15 protein-coding genes are annotated in these 20,879 nt (G+C 48.6%); 7 read left to right on the top strand and 8 right to left on the bottom strand.

All coding sequences use genetic code 11. The annotated features are described in order from the left end of the window. Nucleotides 1–205: 205 nt before the first annotated feature. Nucleotides 206–904, bottom strand: coding sequence for a hypothetical protein (locus AC5JLB_RS03595; protein ID WP_495872488.1), 699 nt, complete (start codon nt 902–904; stop codon nt 206–208). A gap of 574 nt (nt 905–1,478) precedes the next feature. Here AC5JLB_RS03595 and AC5JLB_RS03600 point away from each other — a divergent pair. The 5 genes from AC5JLB_RS03600 (at nt 1,479) to AC5JLB_RS03620 (ending at nt 9,685) form a co-directional block, all read left to right on the top strand. Beyond that, nucleotides 1,479–1,859, top strand: a complete 381-nt coding sequence (locus tag AC5JLB_RS03600) for a C6orf136 family protein (RefSeq protein ID WP_495872489.1) — start codon at nt 1,479–1,481, stop codon at nt 1,857–1,859. 422 nt (nt 1,860–2,281) lie between these two features. Further along, entirely contained in the window at nt 2,282–4,249 is a 1,968-nt protein-coding gene (locus AC5JLB_RS03605; protein WP_495872490.1) for a serine/threonine protein kinase, read from the top strand. Between the two features lie 105 nt (nt 4,250–4,354). After that, complete coding sequence (miaB, locus tag AC5JLB_RS03610; protein ID WP_495872491.1) at nt 4,355–5,710, top strand: tRNA (N6-isopentenyl adenosine(37)-C2)-methylthiotransferase MiaB; 1,356 nt, start codon at nt 4,355–4,357, stop codon at nt 5,708–5,710. Between the two features lie 473 nt (nt 5,711–6,183). Next, complete coding sequence (locus AC5JLB_RS03615) at nt 6,184–7,461, top strand: sensor histidine kinase (RefSeq protein WP_495872492.1); 1,278 nt, start codon at nt 6,184–6,186, stop codon at nt 7,459–7,461. 55 nt (nt 7,462–7,516) lie between these two features. Beyond that, on the top strand, nt 7,517–9,685 hold the full coding sequence (locus AC5JLB_RS03620; RefSeq protein ID WP_495872493.1) for an ATP-binding protein: 2,169 nt from the start codon (nt 7,517–7,519) through the stop codon (nt 9,683–9,685). Nucleotides 9,686–9,742: 57 nt separating this feature from the next. On the opposite strand, the gene AC5JLB_RS03625 is transcribed toward AC5JLB_RS03620, so the two are convergent. Then, nucleotides 9,743–11,854: an NAD(P)/FAD-dependent oxidoreductase gene (locus AC5JLB_RS03625; RefSeq protein ID WP_495872494.1), complete on the bottom strand. Its 2,112-nt coding sequence runs from the start codon at nt 11,852–11,854 to the stop codon at nt 9,743–9,745. Between the two features lie 148 nt (nt 11,855–12,002). Here AC5JLB_RS03625 and AC5JLB_RS03630 point away from each other — a divergent pair, with 148 nt between their 5' ends. Beyond that, on the top strand, nt 12,003–12,236 hold the full coding sequence (locus tag AC5JLB_RS03630; RefSeq protein ID WP_495872495.1) for a hypothetical protein: 234 nt from the start codon (nt 12,003–12,005) through the stop codon (nt 12,234–12,236). A 134-nt stretch (nt 12,237–12,370) separates the two neighbouring features. On the opposite strand, the gene AC5JLB_RS03635 is transcribed toward AC5JLB_RS03630, so the two are convergent. The 5 genes from AC5JLB_RS03635 to AC5JLB_RS03655 all read right to left on the bottom strand — a co-directional run bounded on the left by AC5JLB_RS03635 (nt 12,371) and on the right by AC5JLB_RS03655 (nt 17,769). Next, complete coding sequence (locus AC5JLB_RS03635; RefSeq protein ID WP_495872496.1) at nt 12,371–13,786, bottom strand: IctB family putative bicarbonate transporter; 1,416 nt, start codon at nt 13,784–13,786, stop codon at nt 12,371–12,373. Nucleotides 13,787–14,114: 328 nt separating this feature from the next. Then, nucleotides 14,115–15,509, bottom strand: a complete 1,395-nt coding sequence (locus AC5JLB_RS03640) for a GAF domain-containing sensor histidine kinase (protein WP_495872497.1) — start codon at nt 15,507–15,509, stop codon at nt 14,115–14,117. 273 nt (nt 15,510–15,782) lie between these two features. Then, nucleotides 15,783–16,517: a GUN4 N-terminal ARM-like repeat domain-containing protein gene (locus AC5JLB_RS03645; protein ID WP_495872498.1), complete on the bottom strand. Its 735-nt coding sequence runs from the start codon at nt 16,515–16,517 to the stop codon at nt 15,783–15,785. 74 nt (nt 16,518–16,591) lie between these two features. After that, the gene (locus AC5JLB_RS03650; protein WP_495872499.1) at nt 16,592–17,092 is read right to left on the bottom strand and encodes an adenylyltransferase/cytidyltransferase family protein; all 501 of its coding nucleotides are present in this window, start codon (nt 17,090–17,092) and stop codon (nt 16,592–16,594) included. Then, nucleotides 17,089–17,769: a response regulator transcription factor gene (locus AC5JLB_RS03655; RefSeq protein ID WP_495872500.1), complete on the bottom strand. Its 681-nt coding sequence runs from the start codon at nt 17,767–17,769 to the stop codon at nt 17,089–17,091. The genes AC5JLB_RS03650 and AC5JLB_RS03655 overlap by 4 nt, the downstream gene beginning before the upstream one ends. A 218-nt stretch (nt 17,770–17,987) precedes the next feature. On the opposite strand from AC5JLB_RS03655, the gene AC5JLB_RS03660 reads away from it, so the two are divergent. Continuing rightward, nucleotides 17,988–19,409 (top strand): NADP-dependent isocitrate dehydrogenase, encoded by a 1,422-nt coding sequence (locus AC5JLB_RS03660; RefSeq protein WP_495872501.1) that lies wholly within the window; start codon nt 17,988–17,990, stop codon nt 19,407–19,409. Nucleotides 19,410–19,498: 89 nt separating this feature from the next. Here the strand turns inward: AC5JLB_RS03660 and AC5JLB_RS03665 are convergent, their stop codons facing one another. After that, a complete protein-coding gene (locus tag AC5JLB_RS03665; RefSeq protein WP_495872502.1) occupies nt 19,499–20,545 on the bottom strand; it encodes a hypothetical protein in 1,047 nt (348 codons plus the stop codon). Nucleotides 20,546–20,879: the final 334 nt, after the last annotated feature.

The following is a 20,879-nucleotide window of genomic DNA, read 5'->3' on the forward strand; positions in this document are numbered from 1 at the left end:
TGCTGAAACCACACTCCTCCAGTATCGCAAAATCCACACGTCTAGAACACGACCCTAAGACTTAACTTTGGCGTTTGGGTCTGACGCAGTAACGGCCGCGCTCACCGGACTCAGCTGGCTTTTGAAACACAACCAACCATATCAATAGTTCCGGTGCAGCGCGATTGTTAGACAGCTAGACAGTTTGTTGCATTCTTGAGGGAAATCATTGAATTTGAATCACCTTGCTTATTATTTCGAGGGCTTTATAGAAGGGAGCAACAACACGTTCCTTAAGCTCATTTGCCTCACTAAACGGACCAATAAATTCACGCAATTTAGGCAGCTCAGAAAAATCTTTTATGGCTGGATCGCCGGTAAAAGTTTTGTAAGATTTTTCATATTCGTTAATGATCTCGTTTAAGTAGTCCTCAACTGATTCTAACTTCGCCGCTAAATCAGGAGCAGTATCACCAGAACCAGAATCTACAAACAACTCAGGCTCACTCTTGACTACTTGAACTGCGAGCTCAAAGGATAGTTGAGCTTCGATAAGTTTATCAAGTTGTTTGCTATACTCCTCTCCGAGAACAATCTCTCTGCGTGTATCTAAATCTATACGAACTGCTTTCGCCCGAAGTAGTCGTCTTATTTGTTTTGCACTATTGTAGCTAGAGATTAAATTTGAACGAAGATTACGTTGAATTTCTCTCTGGCGTTCTCTCGACTCCCGTTCCCGACGATAGGCTTCATATACTAAAGAAACTCCCCCACCCACAATCGTGATGAGGAAAAATTGATATGTAGAATCAAAAACTTTTTCCTCAACGTGCTTTTTAATCGAGCTTCCGAAAATAAGGAATAGAAGAACTCCGATTAAACCAATGGAAGCGATCAATCTTGTGAAGCGAGAACTACTTAGCATACAGTGTTTAAATTTCCACTCTATCGCGTAAAAACTTAATAAAATAGTCCAATTTCAGATTATTCAAAGAAATTAAACTGCTCCTTCTAATTGGAGTTTAGACTAATTCAAAAAATACGCTATATGCAGCGTTTCCTAATTTTTCCAGGTCACTCCAGATAGTGGAAAATTCAATTTAGTCTAAACTCCAGTTCTAACCAACAGACTCAAAGAACTACCGCAACAGATAACCCAAAGCTGTCTAACTTCTTTTTAGAGAGAAATTTTCTGCATATCACACCGAAACGAGCGAATAGGCAGCTGGTTTCCGCATAACACCCTAAATCAGGTAGATAGGCAGAATCTTTCTGTATAGTACGCTCATGTGGATGGATAGGCGGAAAGATTCCGCCTATTTTCAGATTTAGCCCGGCTGTCAGCGCACAGGTTCCCTGCACTAAAGGTGTTCGCCTCAGCATTGCCCGTGCTTTGATTACTACACTCAATTTCTGATGAGATTGTCCCGAGTGAAAGGTACTCTAAATAAAAGCACGGATCGCCTGCGCTATTGCTTCAGGTAAGGTTATTTTTGTTTATGGCTCTTCTTCAGACTCTACGCGACGATTATGCTCGATTTCCAGCGAATCAGACGTATAGCATTTATGCCCAAGACGTGTTTTTCAAAGACCCGCTCAATCAGTTTCGAGGAGTTGAGCGCTATAAGAAAATGATTGGATTTATTGAGCGTTGGTTTATCGACACTAAGTTTGAATTGCACAGCATTGAAGAGAGTGGAGACGAAATCAAAACTCGCTGGACATTGAGTTGGAATGTTGCTTTACCGTGGAACCCTCGCATTTCGATCGATGGATCAAGTGAGTTGCGAACGAATGAAGATCAATTAATTGTTTCTCACATCGATTATTGGGATTGCTCTAGGTTCGATGTCTTAAAACAGGTGTTTCTCGCTCACTAACAGGATTTACAAAAAGCGTTGCAGATGCTGCGGTGCATCCGTAGGTCTTTACAAACAGAGTTCCTGTGGTGGTACCGAATGTTGCTTCCGTCTTGAGGAATGTTGTTTCCGTCGCGAGGAATGTTGCTTCTGTCGTAGCGAATGTTGCTTCTGTGGTAACGAACCTTGCTTCCGTCGTGAGGAATGTTGCTTCTGCCGTAGCGAATGTTGCTTCTGTCGCGCGAAATGTTGTTCCTGTGGTTAAGTATTAGTTCAGTGTTATTTAGGTCAGTGTCGTGATGTCGCTCAGTGCGTAAGTCCTGACTAATTCAGAATCGCTCAACAATATTAGAGTAGTTCAGAAACTTATTACTTTTTTTCAAACAATTTTCCGTATTCTTAGTTAAAGCTAGCGTAAAGAGTTCTAAACGAAGGATATCGGAATGGAACTTCTGCAAAATCGCTACCAGGTTGAAGGTCAGCTTGGCAAAAAAGCTGGGCGGCAAACTGTTCTTGCACGAGATTTAGAAACGCAAGAACAGGTTGTGATCAAGCTGCTTACATTTGGCGTCGATTTTGAATGGGATGATCTCAAATTGTTTGAGCGTGAAGCAGAAACACTGCGATCGCTAGATCACCCCGCCATTCCCAAATACCTCGACTACTTCGAGATCGAAACTGCAACCACGAGGGGCTTTGCGATCGTTCAAAGCTACATCGATGCAAAATCTCTAGACCAACACCTCAAAGCGGGGCGATCGTTTACCGAAACTGAAGTGAAGCAGTTAGCAGAATCGCTGCTTGATATTCTGGGGTATCTGCACACTCAGCACCCGACGGTGATTCACCGCGACATTAAGCCCAGTAATATTCTGCTGAGCGATCGCACAGGTCATCACGTCGGACGAGTCTATCTTGTGGATTTTGGCTCAGTTCAAACCTTAGTCGCGCAGGAAGGCGGAACGATTACCGTCGTTGGAACTTACGGCTATATGCCTCCCGAACAATATGGCGGACGGGCAACTCCTGCATCTGACCTCTACAGTTTGGGCGCAACGTTGATTTACTTGACGACGGGCAAACATCCCGCCGACTTACCGCAACACAATTTACAACTGCAATTTAGACCTTTTGCAACGCTAAGTGAACCATTTTTAGATTGGTTGGAATGGTTAATAGAGCCGAGTTTAGAGAACCGTTTAGGATCGGCTCAATTGGCATTAGAGGCATTACGAGACGGAGAAATTAGATCTCAGAAATTGGGTGCGATCGCACCCACCAACCCTACAACCACACCTCAAATAACAACCGACCGACTCTTCTGGAATGCAATTTGGCGTAGCAGTACGTGGGGTGCGATCGCTGGGGTCGTTTCTGTACTTCTCCTAAGAATTCCATATGGTTACGGTTTCGGCAGATCTCTCCTTAATGTGATTGGCTGGATTGCAGCATCAACAAGCTTATTTGGAGGACTTAGTTTAGGGCTGGGATTTTTCAATGGTCTACTGATCGCTTATCTGACAAAGCGCTTCTTCTCATCTGCACGTCAGCCTCGCCTTTATCGACTTACTGTAGGTTTTGCCGCCACCGTTTTCAGTGCAGCCGTAATGGTGACTATCCTCAGCCTCTTTTTCTCATCTTGGTTTCGGATTCCGGGAGTGCTGCTGACTACCCTTACTTTAGATGCAGCAATGGGCATGGCGAGTCAAGCGATCGCAACCTGGTATCTCCGAGAAAGCCGGAAAATCGCATCGAAAAATGATTTGAAAATACCTCAGCAATCACTAGAAAAAATTCAAGAAGAGAACTCAGTAGAACCCGTTCCACTTGCGCCAACGAATCGGTCTGCCAAACTTCAGAGAAGCGATCGCAAACCTGCTCCCGCACTAACGAAAGAACGGGTTCTTTGGAATGCTATTTGGCGCTTTAGTACCGTTGGCGCTTCCGTCAGCGCTGTCTTATTTTCAACCTATGCAAAATTTTCATCTTCTTACTCTAGTGATCTGAGAATTGTTGCCCTCAATATGGTTCTTGCAGCCATTATGGGAGGATCTCTTGGCTTAGGTCTAGGCTTTCTCAATGGACTTTTATCAGGACTTCTAACACTCCGCTCAACACTTAAAGACAGCCGCCTTCGGTGGGGAGTTGGAATAGTGGTATCCCTTTTCAGTGCAGGTCTGGTCTATAGCGTTCTCCTTCTCTCATCAACAACCTGGATACCTCTTCCTCTATTTATCTTGGTTCTTTCGGTGTCAATGGGGGTAACCAGTCAAAGTTTTATTCGTTGGTATCTACGAGAAACTCGTTCTAAACCACCAGCGAAGACTAAATCGAAGGTGAGAGTGCTTCGTGCTAGGTCGCGATCGCTTCCCGTTAACCACCTCAATTCTTTCGACCAACGACCAAAATAAGCTTATGAAAACTTGTTGTGCCGTAAATCTTTCCCGTTCTACAAAACTTTGTAACTCAGCCTAAAATAGGAAGTCGAGTCTTAATCCTGTCACTTGCTGCAAACCATGACTGCTTCTCCCCGTCGCTACCACATCACCACCTTCGGCTGCCAGATGAACAAAGCTGACTCCGAACGCATGGCGGGCATTCTCGAAACCATGGGCTTCCAATCAGTAGAAGAACCCAACGATGCAGATCTCATCCTCTACAACACCTGCACGATTCGAGACAATGCAGAGCAGAAAGTGTATTCCTACTTAGGTAGACAAGCACGGCGAAAGCAGGAAAATCCAGACTTAACGCTGGTTGTGGCTGGATGTGTGGCCCAGCAGGAAGGCGAATCGCTCTTACGCCGCGTCCCAGAACTCGATTTGGTAATGGGTCCTCAACACGCGAATCAACTCCAAGATTTATTGGAACAAGTGTTTAGCGGAAATCAAGTCGTTGCCACTGACCCAATTCACATTATTGAAGACATTACCAAGCCCAGACGCGACAGCAAAGTGACCGCCTGGGTGAATGTAATTTATGGCTGTAATGAACGCTGTACTTATTGCGTTGTTCCTAGCGTTCGCGGAGTTGAGCAGTCTCGCACACCTGAAATGATTCGGGCTGAAGTTGAGGAGCTTGGACGGCAAGGCTATAAAGAAATCACTTTATTGGGTCAGAATATTGATGCGTATGGTCGAGATCTTCCGGGTGTAACGCCCGAAGGTCGTCGCTTGAACACGTTTACAGATTTGCTCTACTTTGTGCATGATGTTCCGGGTATCGATCGCATCCGTTTCGCCACCAGTCATCCCCGCTACTTTACCGAACGGCTGATCCGCGCCTGTGCTGAACTGCCAAAAGTGTGCGAACACTTCCACATTCCGTTTCAGTCGGGAGACAACGACGTTCTCAAGGCGATGGCGCGGGGCTACACCCACGATCGCTATCGGCGGATCATTGGAACGATTCGTGAGTATATGCCTGATGCGTCAATTAGCGCGGATGCGATCGTAGGATTTCCCGGTGAAACAGAAGCCCAATTCGAGAACACCCTCAAACTGGTTGAAGATATCGGCTTCGATTTAGTCAACACTGCCGCCTACTCTCCTCGTCCGGGAACGCCTGCCGCCATTTGGCAGAGCCAACTTTCTGAAGAGGTGAAAGCGGATCGATTGCAACGACTGAACCATTTGGTCTCGGTGCAGGCATCAGAGCGATCGCAGCGCTACGCTGGACGCATTGAAGAAATTTTGGTTGAAGATCAAAACTCTAAAGACCCTACACAAGTGATGGGACGCACTCGCGGCAATCGCCTCACCTTTTTTGAGGGGAATATTAATGACTTGAAAGGCAAACTAGTAGAGGTCAAAATTACTGAAGTTCGCCCGTTCAGTCTGACAGGTCAGCCATTAATTGAAGCCCGCCTGTAGCGTTTTCAAGACTAACCTTTTAATCAAGGATGAAGTTGATACGGTTCTGGGGGATCGAGTAGCCCAAGGCGACCGAAAACGGACATTCCTGCAATACACACCCCTCCACCGAGCAAAAGCGTGTTGGACGCATCGATGTGACTTGTCAAGCTGCCTACCAGCAAATTTCAAAACGCCATCCTATAAGGTATTTACTTAAATAAAAATAATCTTGCTCGAAGGGTGATCTTTTATAGGGTTAATAGTGCGTTTTTCAGACTCGTATAGTGCCATCTCACTCACGCCTGGATCAACTGCCTTACTACCTGCGGCTTTGATGTATCCTTCTCACAGCTGAGTATTGTCAGGGTATCTAAGGAATCTTTTCATTCAATCGGGTGATTCTAGAATTTTCTATTAGCGCGAAAATAAACTGATTAGGACAGTATTAACGAACGTTCTACCTACGTTTTGCCCTTTAGCAACGGAGCGCAATGGCATTGAATTACGCCGAGTTGGCGACTCACGTTCAAGCTCTTCAAGCCCAACTCAGATCTTTTGAGCAAACTCTTAGTCTTCCTTTAGAGGTTCACAACTCGCAGCTTGCACAACAGTTAGAGCGGCTGGATCAGACAGTTGTGAGCCTATCAGAGCAAGTTAGTGTCATCAATCAATCCGTCCATGGCGATTCTAGCCAAGCTGCGGTGCTGGCCCCTCCTATTCATGAAGAATATTGGCGAGCACTCAGCGTTTGCCTGCCTGTTGGACTTTTTACCTGCGATCGTCAAGGGCAATGTATTTACCTTAATCGGCGTGGACAAGACATCACAGGCTGCACTGCCGAAGAAAGCTTAGGAGACGGATGGACTCGATTTATCTACGCTCAAGATCGCGATCGCGTGATGGCCGACTGGCTCTCCGATGCTCTAGCCGGACACCAACACAACAGCGAATTTCGGGTTCAGCCCCCCCAAGGAGAACTCCGGTGGATTCATATTCACACCGCACCAATCTTGACCGACCAAGGCGAATTTGTCGGGCACACAGGCACGATCGAAGACATTACCAAACAAAAACTTGCCGAAGCGCAGATTAGAGCCTCTCTCAGCGAGAAAGAAGCGCTGCTCAAAGAAATTCATCACCGAGTCAAAAACAATCTACAAATCATCTCAAGTCTGATTTACCTACAAGCGCAGCGAATTGCTGACCCAGCAGCACGTCAAATCTTTGAAGAGAGCCAAAGTCGAATTAGCTCTATGGCACTCGTACACGACAGTTTATACCGCTCTCAAAACTTCGCCCGAATCAATCTGTCAGAGTATATTCAAACCCTTACAGCCAGCCTTTTTAATACCTATCGAATTCAGCCAGAACTCGTCAAACTTAACGTCAGCGTCGAAAAAGGCGTCGTAGTCAGTTTAGATCGTGCCATTCCTTGTGGCCTAATTCTCAATGAACTGATGACTAACGCTTTAAAGCACGGCTTCACCGACGAGCAGCAAGGGGAAGTGCGGGTGACATTAACCTTAAGCCGGCCAGCGGGCGGGCTGGCGACAGCAATCGACGCCGATTCTTTGGAGCCTGATCGGGACAGTCGCGTTTGTCTAATCGTTGAAAATGACGGCAATTGCTTACCCGACACCTTTGAGCTACAGACAATTCAGTCGATGGGATTGCGCCTTGTCAATGCATTAGTCAATCAGATTCAAGGCGAAGTTGAAGTCGAGAAAACCGCTAAAACCCGGTTTAAAGTTACATTCAATGGTGCGTGAACGTGGCCGACTCGCCCTACAATGCTGAAAGATTTGTATCAGGATTAGTTAAGCATTGAAAGCGGCAAAAATTCTGATTGTAGAAGACGAACGGGTCGTCGCTTGGCATGTGCAAGAAGCTCTGTACAAGCTTGGACATCATGTGGTCGGCATTGCAACGACAGCAAAAGAGGCATTTCAGTATGCGTTAGACCAGCCGCCTGATCTGGTCTTGATGGACATCTGTCTTCAAGGAAGCAGCCTGGACGGCGTATCTGCCGCCGAATATCTGTATTTGCAACTGGATGTTCCGGTCGTTTACTTAACCGCCCATGCTGACCAACACACTCTCCGCCGCGCAACTGAAACTTCACCCTTTGGCTATCTGGTCAAACCCTTTCAAGAAGTCGATCTAAATTCTACAATTCAAATTGCGCTGCGGCGACATCAGCTAGAGCAAGCCCTCAAAGCGGTGCAGCAATGGTATGCAACGACCTTAATTAGCATTGGAGATGCCACGATCGCAACCGATATCGATGGCTTTGTTGCCTTTCTAAATCCCACTGCCGAAATTCTGACGGGATGGACGCAGGAGCAGGCCTTAGGAGCCTTTGCATCTCAGGTGCTAGACCTCGTGGATGAAGATACCGGAGCCGCGATCGACAATCCAATTTTGGCAGCATTGTGTCAAGGCGATACAATTACGTTGCCTAGCCGAGCACTGCTGCGATCGCGCGATGGGTCTGTTCATCCCGTTGGCGATAGTGCCTCTCCAATTCGCAACCGTAAAGGTGAGATTATCGGGGGAGTGATGGTGTTTCAAGATATCAGCGATCGCCGATGTCAAGAGCAGACCCTGCAAAAGCAAAATCAGGTTCTAGAACAGTCTCAAGACCAGCTAACCGCTCAACTCTGGGAGCAAACTGTGCAACTTCAGCAAGCCATTGCCTGTACTCAACTACTGAAGCGGGTGTTAGAGCGGTTTGCATCTCAAAGCGAAGAGTCATCCTTTAACTCTACGTCGAGATCGGTGAGCCGCGATTCGGTGCTGCATCTGCTGCTGCAAGAGGTGGGACAGGTGTTGGACGTGGAGTATTGCTGGGTAGCATTGCAGGATGCTGATCAGCGCTTTGCCACTATTGCCTACGAGCATCGTCCTACTGATAGAGGATCTAAGCGCTCTGCGATCGGAGAGCAGATCTGTTTAGAAGACTTTTCACGCTTCTATCTCCGGCTGATGCAGCATCAATTTTGGATCAATCCATCGCCTGAGGTTTTACCGGAGCTGTACCAATCGTTTCTCGATGCCAAGTCTCAACTGATCGTGTGTCCGATTCAAGATGACCAGCGCGTGATTGGGGAAATTGGCATCGTAATTCGTCATTTGTCGGCTCAGTCCGCGTTGCAAGGAGAGTTGATTGCTCAAACGGTCAACCAAGCCGCGATCGCACTCTACCAGACACAACGACACCAAGCGGCGCAAGCTCAAGTGAGAGAACTGCAAAGCCTCAACGTTCTGAAAGATGAGTTTCTTCAAGCCCTATCGCGAGAGTTGAGAACGCCCCTCACCAATATGCGGATGGCTGTAGAAATGGTGCAGCGCATTGCTCAATTGTTGAAAACAAGCAGTCTTCAGGCCATGCATCCAGACGCAACAGAGGCGTTGTGGGGCAAGTTCGACCGTTATTTACAGATTTTGCAGCAAGAGTGGCAGGACGAATGTGAACTCGTCAATAATTTGCTTGATTTTCAAAGCACTGCTGCGTTAGCGCAAGCGCTGCCCAGCCACTCGCTCTACCTACAACTCTGGCTACCGGAGGTCGTGAATCGCTTTCAGGAGCAGGCGAAACGCAAGCAGCAGTTTCTCAACTCCTGGATTGCCGATGACTTGTCTGCGATCGCGGTGCATTCGCCAACGCTCGATCGCCTTTTGACGGAGTTGCTCAAGAACGCCTGTCAATTCACGCCGCCAGAACATGTGATTCAGGTAGCGGCGCAGGCTCACGACGGGCAGCTAGAACTGTCGGTGAGCAACACCGGAACCGAACTGTCGAGCGCTGAGCAGATGCAGATTTTTGAGCCGTTCTACCGCAGCGCCAACGATGAAGGATGGAGCGGCTTCGGATTAGGCTTAGCCTTGGTCAAGCGTCTCGCGATCGCGCTTAAGGGTCAAATCCGAGTGGAGAGCGAATCAAATCAGACTCGATTTGTCCTGACGCTGCCGATCACTCAAGAGCTTCCGTAACATCAGTCATCCTTTTTGCGTTAGCGTCCCTCTTTGCAAAATATGGCGCAGGCATCCCTAAGAATTCCGCATTGCCAAAGGTTCTTCAACTCGCTGAATGCGCTGAAGCAAATTGGGCTTTGGCATGGCCTGAGGTTTGCCCATTCCGTAAGTGAGGGCATAGCTTTGTGCCAACAACCAAAGCCATAACCTCGGAAATCTTGGTTCCAGCCAAGGTTGCACTTGAGAGAGCAATCCGGGCAACCAACCGCTTAGTAGCCAACTCAGAAAAGCATTCATGCCAAAATCAAGATAGTTCCCAAACCAGCGCAGTAGATCTTTTGCGCCTGCCATTTGCCAGATCCACAGCATTAAGGCAGGATTTTTGCGAGCGGCGATTAGGGCCATACGGTTAAACCGCAACCATGTGACTCGATCTTTAATAAAGGCATCTGCGATCGCAGGCGGTTGAGTTGCCAGCACACCGAAGAACGTGTTGAGCATCGAATTAATTCGCGCTGGAGGCAAGATCTGACCCGTCGGAACCATCATTCCTTTAGAGAACATCCACGTTACAGAGACATTGCTCTGGTAGGCGCGAATTTGGTTGAGGTGATTTGCCTTCAGCAAGTCGTGCTTTAAGGCAGTATCTAGCAAGTGAGTCAACCGAGACAAGTTGCGAACTAGCGACCCAAATCCCGTGAACACTAGGGGAGATTGCAGCGAAGCGGCATCCCCGATTGCAATCAACCGATCAAAAGCAATCGTGCGATCGCGGCTGCCCACACTAAAATGACCCGGAATGTAGCCAAACGTCGCTTTCTTCCACGTCAGCTTTTCCATGTCACAGCGTCGATACTCCGGCAGAATCGAGAAGAAATCTTCGTACATCTCCAGTAACGACCCCGGATTCTCCGGATGGGCTTGATGATAGTGAAACAGATAAAACGTCAGTTCTTTTTCATACGCTGGGAACAGTTCCCAAATCAGTTGCCGTCCGCGAGAAATGTCGCCGTGGCTATTCAGAACATCTCCAAACTGTGCATCCCAGACCCCCGCCTCAAATCCATCTTCGATGACAGCGCCTACGGTTGGGCAGACGCTATCAAAGGCTCGTCCACCATTCAATTGCCAAGCAATGGGGGACGCGGTTCCCATCGCATCAACGAGTAACCGTCCTATAACCTGACGGTCTGTGCCGCTCGGTAAGTGAGTTGCCTCAATCGTGACCTGATCTTCGCCAACGTCTGCCCGTTGAAATTCAGTTTCGTCCCAAATTTCGCCGCCGCACTCGCGCAGTTTCTCGCCGCAGAGCTTGAGAAGTTTTTCAGCATCGATCGCGATATTAAGAACGGTTGGGGTATGGAGAATGGGCGCTTTGGCTTGCGGCGGATTATTTGCATCAAAGAATTTATGAAAGCCATCTACATACTCACGAGCAATCACGCGATCGAACTCGGCAGGCGTGAATAATCCCAGATCAATTAAACTTTGGAACTCGCTGCGAGAAATGTTCCATTCTCGATTCATCCGTCCGAAGGGCAAGCGCTCTAGCAGCAGCACGCGATAGCCCAGCTTTGCCATTACAGCCGCGTGAATAATACCAAGTGCGCCGCCAATATAAATGAGGTCGAAGGAGGGCGGGGGCTGTATTGGATCAGCGGAGGAATTTCCTGCAAAGATAACCTGTTTTGGTTGCTGCGGATGTTGCACGCCTTCACGCCAGCGCTGTTCCCACCAATACACGCGAGTTAAATCATATTCTCCGTTAGGAATCTTTTTGAAGAAATGGACGGTTTGAGGATAGTCCTGTTCCAGGGCTTCAAAAATTGTTTGTTGAGAAAGATCAATTTTTGGCGGTTCTGGGTAGATTTGCGGAAAGTATGCTCTAATATCAGAAATCAAATTCTTGAGAATCCAATTTTCACCGGCGATCGCCTGGTCTGCCCATCGAAACACTTTGAGATACGTCGTCCGCTGAACCGACCATACAAAGATTGAAAGTTCGGGGATTGGAAGTTCGGGAATGGACGGTGGAATTTGCGACGCTGTCCCCCCTGAGAACTGAACTCGACAGCCTGCTGCCGTAGCTATCTTCTCACCGCGCTCCGGTTGATACTCAGTTTGTAACCAAGCCATCACCGATTCTGAGTCGGGAGTGGGAACTTCGATGTAAAGAATTTCTTTCATCTGAGGGGGCTAAACTCCGAAACGATTACTGAAATAGAGAGGTTGACAGAATTTTAAAATCCGAGATACTCCTAATACGATCTCAAGTTAAAGAACGTTACAACGTTACTCATAATGCTCCGACGCTTTAATACTGCTCAATCCTGCCATGAATTATCCCATCCCAGCGACCCCCGAAGAACTAGTTAATTTCCGTCAAGAACCCGTGACGGAGGAGTTGGTAGCCGCGGCGATCGTAGCTGTGGTTCGGCAAGCGCGGGCAAACGGGCAGTCTCTAGAAGAATTGATGGTCGAAGTCTTAACGGACGACAGCCTCCTCGAAGGTCAACAGCGGCGGTGGCTCAGTCAATTGATCGAGCAGACCTGGCAGACTCTCTCTTGAGCTTGCCGCCCAGACGATTCTATCCTTGATGATTCGACCTGTTCATTCTCAAAGGAAAAGACCCCCTAAATTCTCATTAAGGAGGTCTCCAAGTGTATTGCGCGAAACAATTTACTATCAACTATTGATTTACTTCAACTATTAAAGTCCTCTGACCGAGAAAGCTGCTGCTGGTACGTATAAAAGCTTGCAACTAAAGCAAGCCCAAACCACCACAGAACATTGACACTTGGTCGATACCAGACTGTATCGACTAACCCATGTCCAACCATGCCAGCAACAAGCGCCACGGCTCCGATCAACCAAAAGGCATCACGGTTGTCGAGTTCTCTTAGCCGCTTCAGTTGCACTGCCCCTTGATTAAACGCCACTAACAGCAGCCACACAAAGGCAAATAGCCCAATAAAGCCCATTTCAACCGTCACTTCTAGCAAAATGGAATAGGCGCTGAGGGCAGTAAAGCGAGGGCGTTGATAGAGGGGATAAACTTTCTTGAACACCTGATCGCCAGGACCAATTCCTAGAATTGGATAGTCCTGAATCATTTGCCAAACGGCTGCCCACACATTCAGTCGAAATGCATTGCTACTATCACCACTCCCGGCAAAAATGCTGGCGACTCGATACCGAAAGGCTGGCACGAAGATCACGCCCAGGACTAGCACACTCGCCAAGCCTAAAAAGAGAATTGGCAGTGCAGAATATCGCCAGAACTTGGGCAAGTATGGACTCCACCAGTAGTGCAGCATGACAAACAGAACTAGTGCCATCAGTGCCAGTCCAATCCAACCGCCGCGGCTCTGAGTCAGGAGCAGACAGGCTGTATTCGCGATCGTCATAATCACCGCCAGCGCTTTGGGCAACCAACCGCGCCAAGCAAAGATAGCAACCATGCTAAGCGCGATCGCGGGAATTAAGTAGGCTGCCAATAGATTCGGATTGCCTAGAAAGCTATACACCCGCGTCGTTTTTGCCAATGGAGATTCTGGATCGACCCACGTTGCTAGCGCATCGGCCCCAAAAAACCATTGCCGTAATCCATAGCCGCTCACAATCAGCGCCACGTGAAGATAGACGCCGATCAGCCACGATCGCAGCCTTGGCGATCGCAACACTCTCGCCATCAGCGCAAACAGCAGTAAATATAAGCTCAGCTTTGCCAACCCAATAAATGCCGCTACTTTAATGGCTCTACCCTGCGCCACGGCAGCAGAAACAGCAGCAACGCCCCAAAAGAGCGCGAGCGGCAGATGAATCGGCGTTAGCCCTAATCTAAGGTGTCCTTCAGAAGGGTCGTCAGTTACGGTCAACAAAACCCAATACGCCGCACACGCGCCCAGTAGCCAACCGATCAGCTCAGTTGAAACAAACGGCGTAACTATAATCAGGGCACTGAGAATTCCCGCGCCGATGGGGTCTGCCCACTGCATGAGAAAACTTTGTTTGCGCCACGATCGTAACGACCCAACTATGCGATGCAGATAACTCGCTCCTCGCCACTGGTGCAGCGGCAGAGATGCCAAAGTCACCTGTTGCCAAACGGAATTCATACGCGGATTTCCATGCTTCAAAACACCATTGCCCAAGGCAGAATTAGGCTAGGGTCATTATCCGCGAAAATGTCAGTTGTAGGGCGTAGTTCGTACAGCAGTTTCTACAGATGTATCTGTAGAAACTGCTGCGATTAAGGCAGGGCGGTGCTCCGAAAGAATTGCTTGGCAATTGTTTGTAGTTGAATGCAGCCTAGACGGGTCGAGACTTCGATAAGAGGCGTATTAGTGATTCTATTTTATGGTGAACCTAGTGTAATGAATCTACGATCGCGGCGATCGTGCACTACACCAGTTGTTCAATTTGATGAGATTCAATTTAATTTGCTTAGGAATTTTGATTAAGCCTAGGAATTGTAATCACGTAGCGATAGCCCGGTTCTGAGACGCCTTGAATTAAGATTTGTCCACCATGCAGTTCAGCTAATTGACGGCTGAGAAGCAAGCCCAAATTCTTACGCAAATCTTCTGCACCGGGAACCTCCAAATCCATCTCAGAATCAACAATTGTTGTCACAGGAATCAAGCTAGAAACCGCACTGCGACTGCCGTTGCCATTACCAGCGTATTCTAAACTCATCAGAGAGGATGATACATAGCTGTCAGCATATCCTGCTCCATCACCCAAACACGGATGAGACGCCCACACCGTAAACCGGAGTCCGCTACTTTTGTGAGACACATGAAGCCGAATAATGCTACCTGCATTCGAGGCTTGAATCACGCTGAAAATCAGGTGATATAGCATCTGACGAATTTTCTCTTTATCAAGCAGCCAAAGCCGCGTTCCCGGTTCGACCGAGAGACAAATCTGCTGCTCCCGACGATTGGCAGCTTGCTCTAACGAACTAATCGCCTGCTGACATAGCATTTCAACATTCACAGATGACAGATTTAACCTTCTGTTGCTGTCATCAAGCTGGGAGAGTTCCAAGATTTCTTTCACTAAGGATAAAAGGTATTGCCCGCTGTGATGAATGATATCTAAATATTCTTTTTGCTTACTGGTGAGCGGTCCATAAATCTCGCGATTGAGAACGCTTGCCATTCCCATCACTGAGGTTAAAGGGGTGCGGAGTTCTTGCGTGAGGTGAGCGAGGAGTTCAAATTTGACGGAGCTAGTTGGCGCGATCGACAAGGCATTTTGCGTTTTTGTAGATCTGTTGTCGTCAGTTTTCAGAGCGTGCTGTCGCTCATATTCACTCATGCTCAATCGCGCTGTGAGCATTAAGAACTCAGCATCTTTTTCTGTGAAATTGCGCGGCGATAGATCAAAGACGGCTAGAGTACCCACGCACTTGCCGCTTGCTGTGAGCAAAGGCGCTCCTAGATAAGCCCGAATGCCGTACTGCACCAACAGACTGTTGGCAAATGCTGGATCAGCGAATGTATCGTCGATCGCAAGAATTTGATGGCTGTCAACTACATTGACGCAGAACGAGTCCTCGCGGGGCACTTGGCGCGACAGGGCTAAATCATTCATCAAGCCCAGACGAGACAGCCCAACGGCGGATTTAAACCACAGACGCTCTTGATCCATTAACGTCAAGAGGCAAATGGGAGCATTGAGAAAGTGGGCCGCCGTCTGAGCCGCCTCTTCAAAAATTGGTACAGTTTCAGGCTCTAATAAGCCTAGGCCCATCAGCACAGACAGACGCTGCTGTTCTCGTGCCTCAACTGTTAGACCATCTAACCGACAAAATAGCCTGTCAGGGATTCGCATTACAACCCCTATTCCTCGTAAAAAGAACTCGTCTATAAGCGGTTAATTCTGTAAAGAATTACAAAACCGCCTGTTGTTATACAAAGATTGCCCTGGCACTAGGCTGAATCAACGTTCTTAGACAAGAAAGATTACGGAAATATAGGAGTTGCACGCCTATTTGTCCTTGTGAGATTACGGAACCTTAATTTTTTTGTTGGGTTGAATTAAGGTTCTTCTCTTTACTCGCTCCAATTTGAGTGTCGAAATCAAGGCTGAATTATGTAGACTGCGTTAATTCTTCTCTTTTATCCACGCTGGGTGGGCCATGAGAGATGCCATCACCCGCACTCCTCTGAGTTGATTGGATAGAGGTAAATGCCCTTTTGGAGCGTCCAGAGTCCAATTAAATTCTCCGGGGTAACGAGTCCAACTGTTTCCCGATTTCCAGCCAATTTTAGCCCAAAGTTTTTCCCAGTTTTTATTCAGGCTCAACCAAATTTCTCGCTGGGTTGAGAACCCAAATTTACCATCAGAATGAGCGAGCCACAAGGCGTCGATCGTTTGTAAATCGGCTACTGGAAACTGCTCAACCTCGGTGAAATATAGCCATTTACGCTGCATAGCCGCCTCTCCTGCCAATTCACACATTTTTTGAATCGTCACTCGATCGGCTTCCTCGAACGCTTGTTTCACAAGACAGTGCTGAAGAGGAGCGTAGTCGATACCGCGATCGCTTCTTAATACCACAGTTCCCGTCGGAAACTGCTGCTGAAGAAAGGTGAGAACCGTTGGAGATTGGGTATTGTAAAGCTCTTGATAAATTTTGGCGTCCACTCGTCCTAAAGCTCCGGCGGCGCGACGCTCCTGCAAGAAATCCATCAGTACAACAAAGCCCGCCTCACCTTCCGCTACAAGATCGCTCACAAGCTGTAGCTGAGTTTTTTCTGGCTCTGAGCGCAACTTAACTTGCAGGGCAGTGAGGCTATCGGGAACATTGAAAGATGTTGATGTTTCTAAATTTGTCATGAAACTATTCATGCTAAAGGCCATCAAGGAGAATTAGGAATGATTTAGACTGAATTGCTCTACTCCATCATCCCTCATTCGTTCTCTCGACTCGACAAAATTTGAGTAATGATTTTGCTCGTGGAACTAGGGATCTCGATCTGAACTAGTCTAACCTGCCCGCCATACGCTTGAACAATTGCCGCTTCGGGCAGCGTGTCTAGGGTGTAGTCTCCACCTTTAGCGTAAACATCGGGCTGAAGCGCCTGAACGAGTTCACAGGCAGTCGATTCCGAAAAAATCACGACGCCATCGACGGATTTGAGGGCGGCTAAAACTTCTGCCCGTTCCGCCTCTAAGACAATCGGGCGCGGGGGCGCTCCGGGTGCTTGTGGTTTGATCGCTTGAACCGAGCGATCGCTATTCACGCCTACAACGAGGGCACGTCCAAACTGCTTGGCGGTGCTTAAGTATCGCACATGCCCGACGTGGAGTAAGTCAAAGCAGCCGTTCGTGACCACAAGCGGACGCCACCGAGCGGGATCAGCTGCGATCGCGGCTTTCAAGGCTTCAAGGGTATAGACTCCAGCACTCATGAATCGACGGCTTCTTTCGGTGCAAGAGTTTCGGTCGGCAGCTTGTAGCCTTGCTCAAAGGCATAACGCACAAGCTGAGAGCGATTCTCTAACTGGAGCTTGCTCAAAATATTACTCAGATGGGTTTGCACGGTGCGAGGACTGACGAACAAGTGATCGCCAATCTGCTTGTTGGTATAGCCTTGAATCACTTCCCAAAAAACTTTTTCTTCGGCGGGAGTTAGCGGAAGCGGCTCAGGACTCGCCGCTTGAGGTTCGGGCAGACGATCCGTTTGCTGCATCAGCCGAATGATCTCGGAATGCACGCGGCGCGATCGCTCTAACTGCGCCTCAATTTTCGCCAAAAGTTCTCGTGGCTCAAACGGTTTGATCAAATAGTCGTCTGCACCAATCGAGTGTCCTTGCACGCGATCTTCAATGTCCCCTCGGCTTGACAGAAAAATGAACGGAGTCAGTTGACCTGTCCGAATGGCGCGGAGGCGGCGGCAAAACTCGAATCCGTCCATTTCTGGCATAATCACATCCGAGACAATCAGATCCGGCGGATCTTGCTCAAAGCACAGGAGCGCTTCAGTGCCGCAAGCCGCTTTTTGAACCGCGTAACCCCGCTTTTCTAAGTAGCGCGTCAATGCCGTTCGGAGCGTCATATCATCATCGACTACTAAAATCTTCTTCATCTACATCTCCGAGCAGTTTTGAGTAGCCCATCGCTTCAATTCACCTTGCCTATTCTTCGATCCAAGGGGTTTGAAGAATGCCCCTCATCATGGTAAATCAAACCTTTCCGTTTGCAGTTAGTTTCAGCGGCAAGGAACTAGCTATCAATTCTGCTACACAGGAAATCCACAAAGTTTGGTAGCCTACCAAAGCATACCCACGATCCTATTCGACACTTATGTACGAAAAGATTACACCTCCCCAAGTTGGTTCACCGATTACGTTTAAAGACGGGGAGCCGATTGTGCCGGACAATCCAATTATTCCGTTTATTCGAGGGGATGGGACGGGGATTGACCTATGGCCCGCTTCCGAGCGCGTGTTTGATGCGGCGGTTAAGCAGGCTTATGGCGACAAGCGGAAGATTTCTTGGTTTAAAGTGTATGCCGGAGATGAAGCGTGCGAGGTGTATGGCACCTATCAGTATTTGCCAGAAGATACCTTAGCCGCAATTCGCGAGTTTGGGGTAGCGATCAAAGGTCCGTTGACCACGCCGATCGGCGGGGGCATTCGATCGCTCAACGTTGCCCTCCGTCAAATTTTTGATCTGTACGCCTGCGTTCGCCCGTGCAAGTACTATTCGGGCGTGCCTTCGCCTCACAAAAGTCCTGAAAAGCTAGATTTGATTGTTTACCGGGAGAATACCGAAGATATTTATCTCGGCATTGAGTGGAAACAGGGCACCGAGACCTGCGATCGCATCATCAAACTGCTCAATGAAGATCTGATCCCCGGTACGCCCGAACACGGCAAAAAACAGATTCCCCTCGATTCGGGCATCGGGATTAAGCCAATCAGCAAAAAGGGTTCTCAGCGCTTAGTGCGACGGGCAATGCAACATGCACTCCGGTTGCCCAAGCATAAGCAATTGGTAACACTGGTGCATAAAGGCAACATTATGAAGTACACCGAAGGAGCCTTCCGCGATTGGGGCTACGAATTGGTGACATCAGAATTTCGAGCGGACTGCGTGACTGAGCGCGAGTCGTGGATTTTGAGCAACAAAGAGCGCCATCGGGATCTAACAATCGAAGAGAACGCCCGCGAAATCGATCCAGGCTACGAGTCGATGACGCCCGATAAGCGAGACACGATTTGCGCGGAGGTAAAGGCAGTTTTAGACACCATTTGGGAAAGTCATGGCAACGGGCAGTGGAAAGAAAAAGTGATGGTCAACGATCGGATCGCCGATAGTATCTTCCAACAAATTCAAACGCGCCCTGATGAATACTCGATTTTGGCGACGATGAATCTAAATGGCGATTACCTGTCCGATGCTGCCGCCGCGATCGCAGGTGGATTAGGCATGGCTCCAGGCGCGAACATTGGCGATTCGAGCGCTATTTTTGAAGCGACTCACGGCACGGCTCCCAAACATGCGGGGCGCGATCGCGTCAATCCTGGCTCGGTGATCTTGTCGGGCGTGATGATGCTGGAATATCTGGGCTGGCAAGAAGCGGCAGATCTGATTAAAAAAGGATTGGCAGCCGCGATCGCGCAAGGGGAGGTCACCTACGATCTCGCGCGCCTGATGGAACCGCCCGTTGATCCTCCCCTTAAGTGTTCAGAATTTGCGGAAGCGATCATCCGGCATTTCTAAACCGCAATCGAAACCGAAGAGAGCTTCCTTTGTCCGTGTGTAGAACAACGATGGCATCTCTTCGGTTTCGATTGAACTTTCGATTGAACTTAAGGATTAGAGAATGTGTTGATATTGCCGCCACCGATCGCGCGTCCTGGAATTCGACGGGGAGCGGAGAAAGGCTGTTCCTTCAGCTCTGGCAACGATGCTGGAGCTCTGTAGACCGAGCCGACAGGATTGGATTGCGTGGGTACAGTAGGCTGTCCTACAGGATTCGCCAAATTGAGAGGAGGCAGATTACTGTTGGGTCCGACTGAGGGAGAGATCACAGGGGGCGCTACGGTAGCCGGATAATTTGCAGGTGGAGAATAGGGTTGAGACCCTTCAACCAAATTGGTGTAGGCGTTCCCGACGGGGGTTGTTGGCTTTGTCGCATCGATTCCTGGACTGTCTAATCCTGGATTGTCTAAGCGAGTTGTTCCTTCAACCGGAATAGGTGCCTGATTCACGCCTTGAGTGGGCTGATTCACGTCCGTCGGCGTAACGGGTGAAGGGGTTGCATAAAGACGAGTCATGGCCTCTTGAAGAGGGCTTTTTGTGGAACTTGTTGGTGTGAAACCCGTAGGTAGCGTTGCAGACCCACTTCCTAAGCCGCTTGGTTGAGCGGTTCCTATAGAGTTGCGCTCTGCGCTAATCGCGCTACTTTGTCCTGCATTCACCTGTCCGTATCGATCGGCCAACCCATTGTTGAAAGCGCCAAAAATTCCAGGTTGCCCTAGCGTAGATTGAGTTGTCACTAGTCCAGTAGATGTGTTAGCTGGGGTAGCTGGCGTCTTAGGTGCATTCGTTCCTGCTGGCTGGGGCAGCGTAGGCTGGTTTGGTTTGGCTTTATTGGTCTCTGACTTGATGCCAATATCATTGATTAGAACGGGCAGCGAATCAATGTCTGCCCCGATCGCTTGCTCTTCTCGCAACGCCAACTCTTCGTCAGAACGCTCTCCCTGGACTGACCCTTCCGGGCGTGTCCACCAATCCCATGTGAATAGGAGTAAGAGTAACAGCGCGATCGCGGGTCCCCAAAAAATCGGACGCCCCAATGGACGCAACCGAGCTAAGAAGTACCGGCTTGTAGCTGAAGAAGAGCGACGACGCATAAGACCTAATGTAGGAACTTTCAAGCTAATCTTAATCGATATTCAAGAGGGGAGAAGGGAAATCGCAAAAGGATCATGAGGCTTCATTCAATCGTTAGAGATTCCTTCACATCAGTTTGAACAACCCGCCGCGCTATCAGCGAGTTGACCATTATTAACAGGTTCGACACTTATTAATCTGGGGTCTAGTGTAGCTAAGGACGCCTCTATAGGTCGCGTATCCGGGTGTTTTATGGAATCCATTCGCCAGTAGTCACCCTTCAGGATCGCCCATATTGTTAGTAATCCAAGTTGCGGGTTAAGTTGAGAGAACAGAAGAAAACAACCGCAAGCC

Source organism: Myxacorys chilensis (assembly GCF_059505265.1).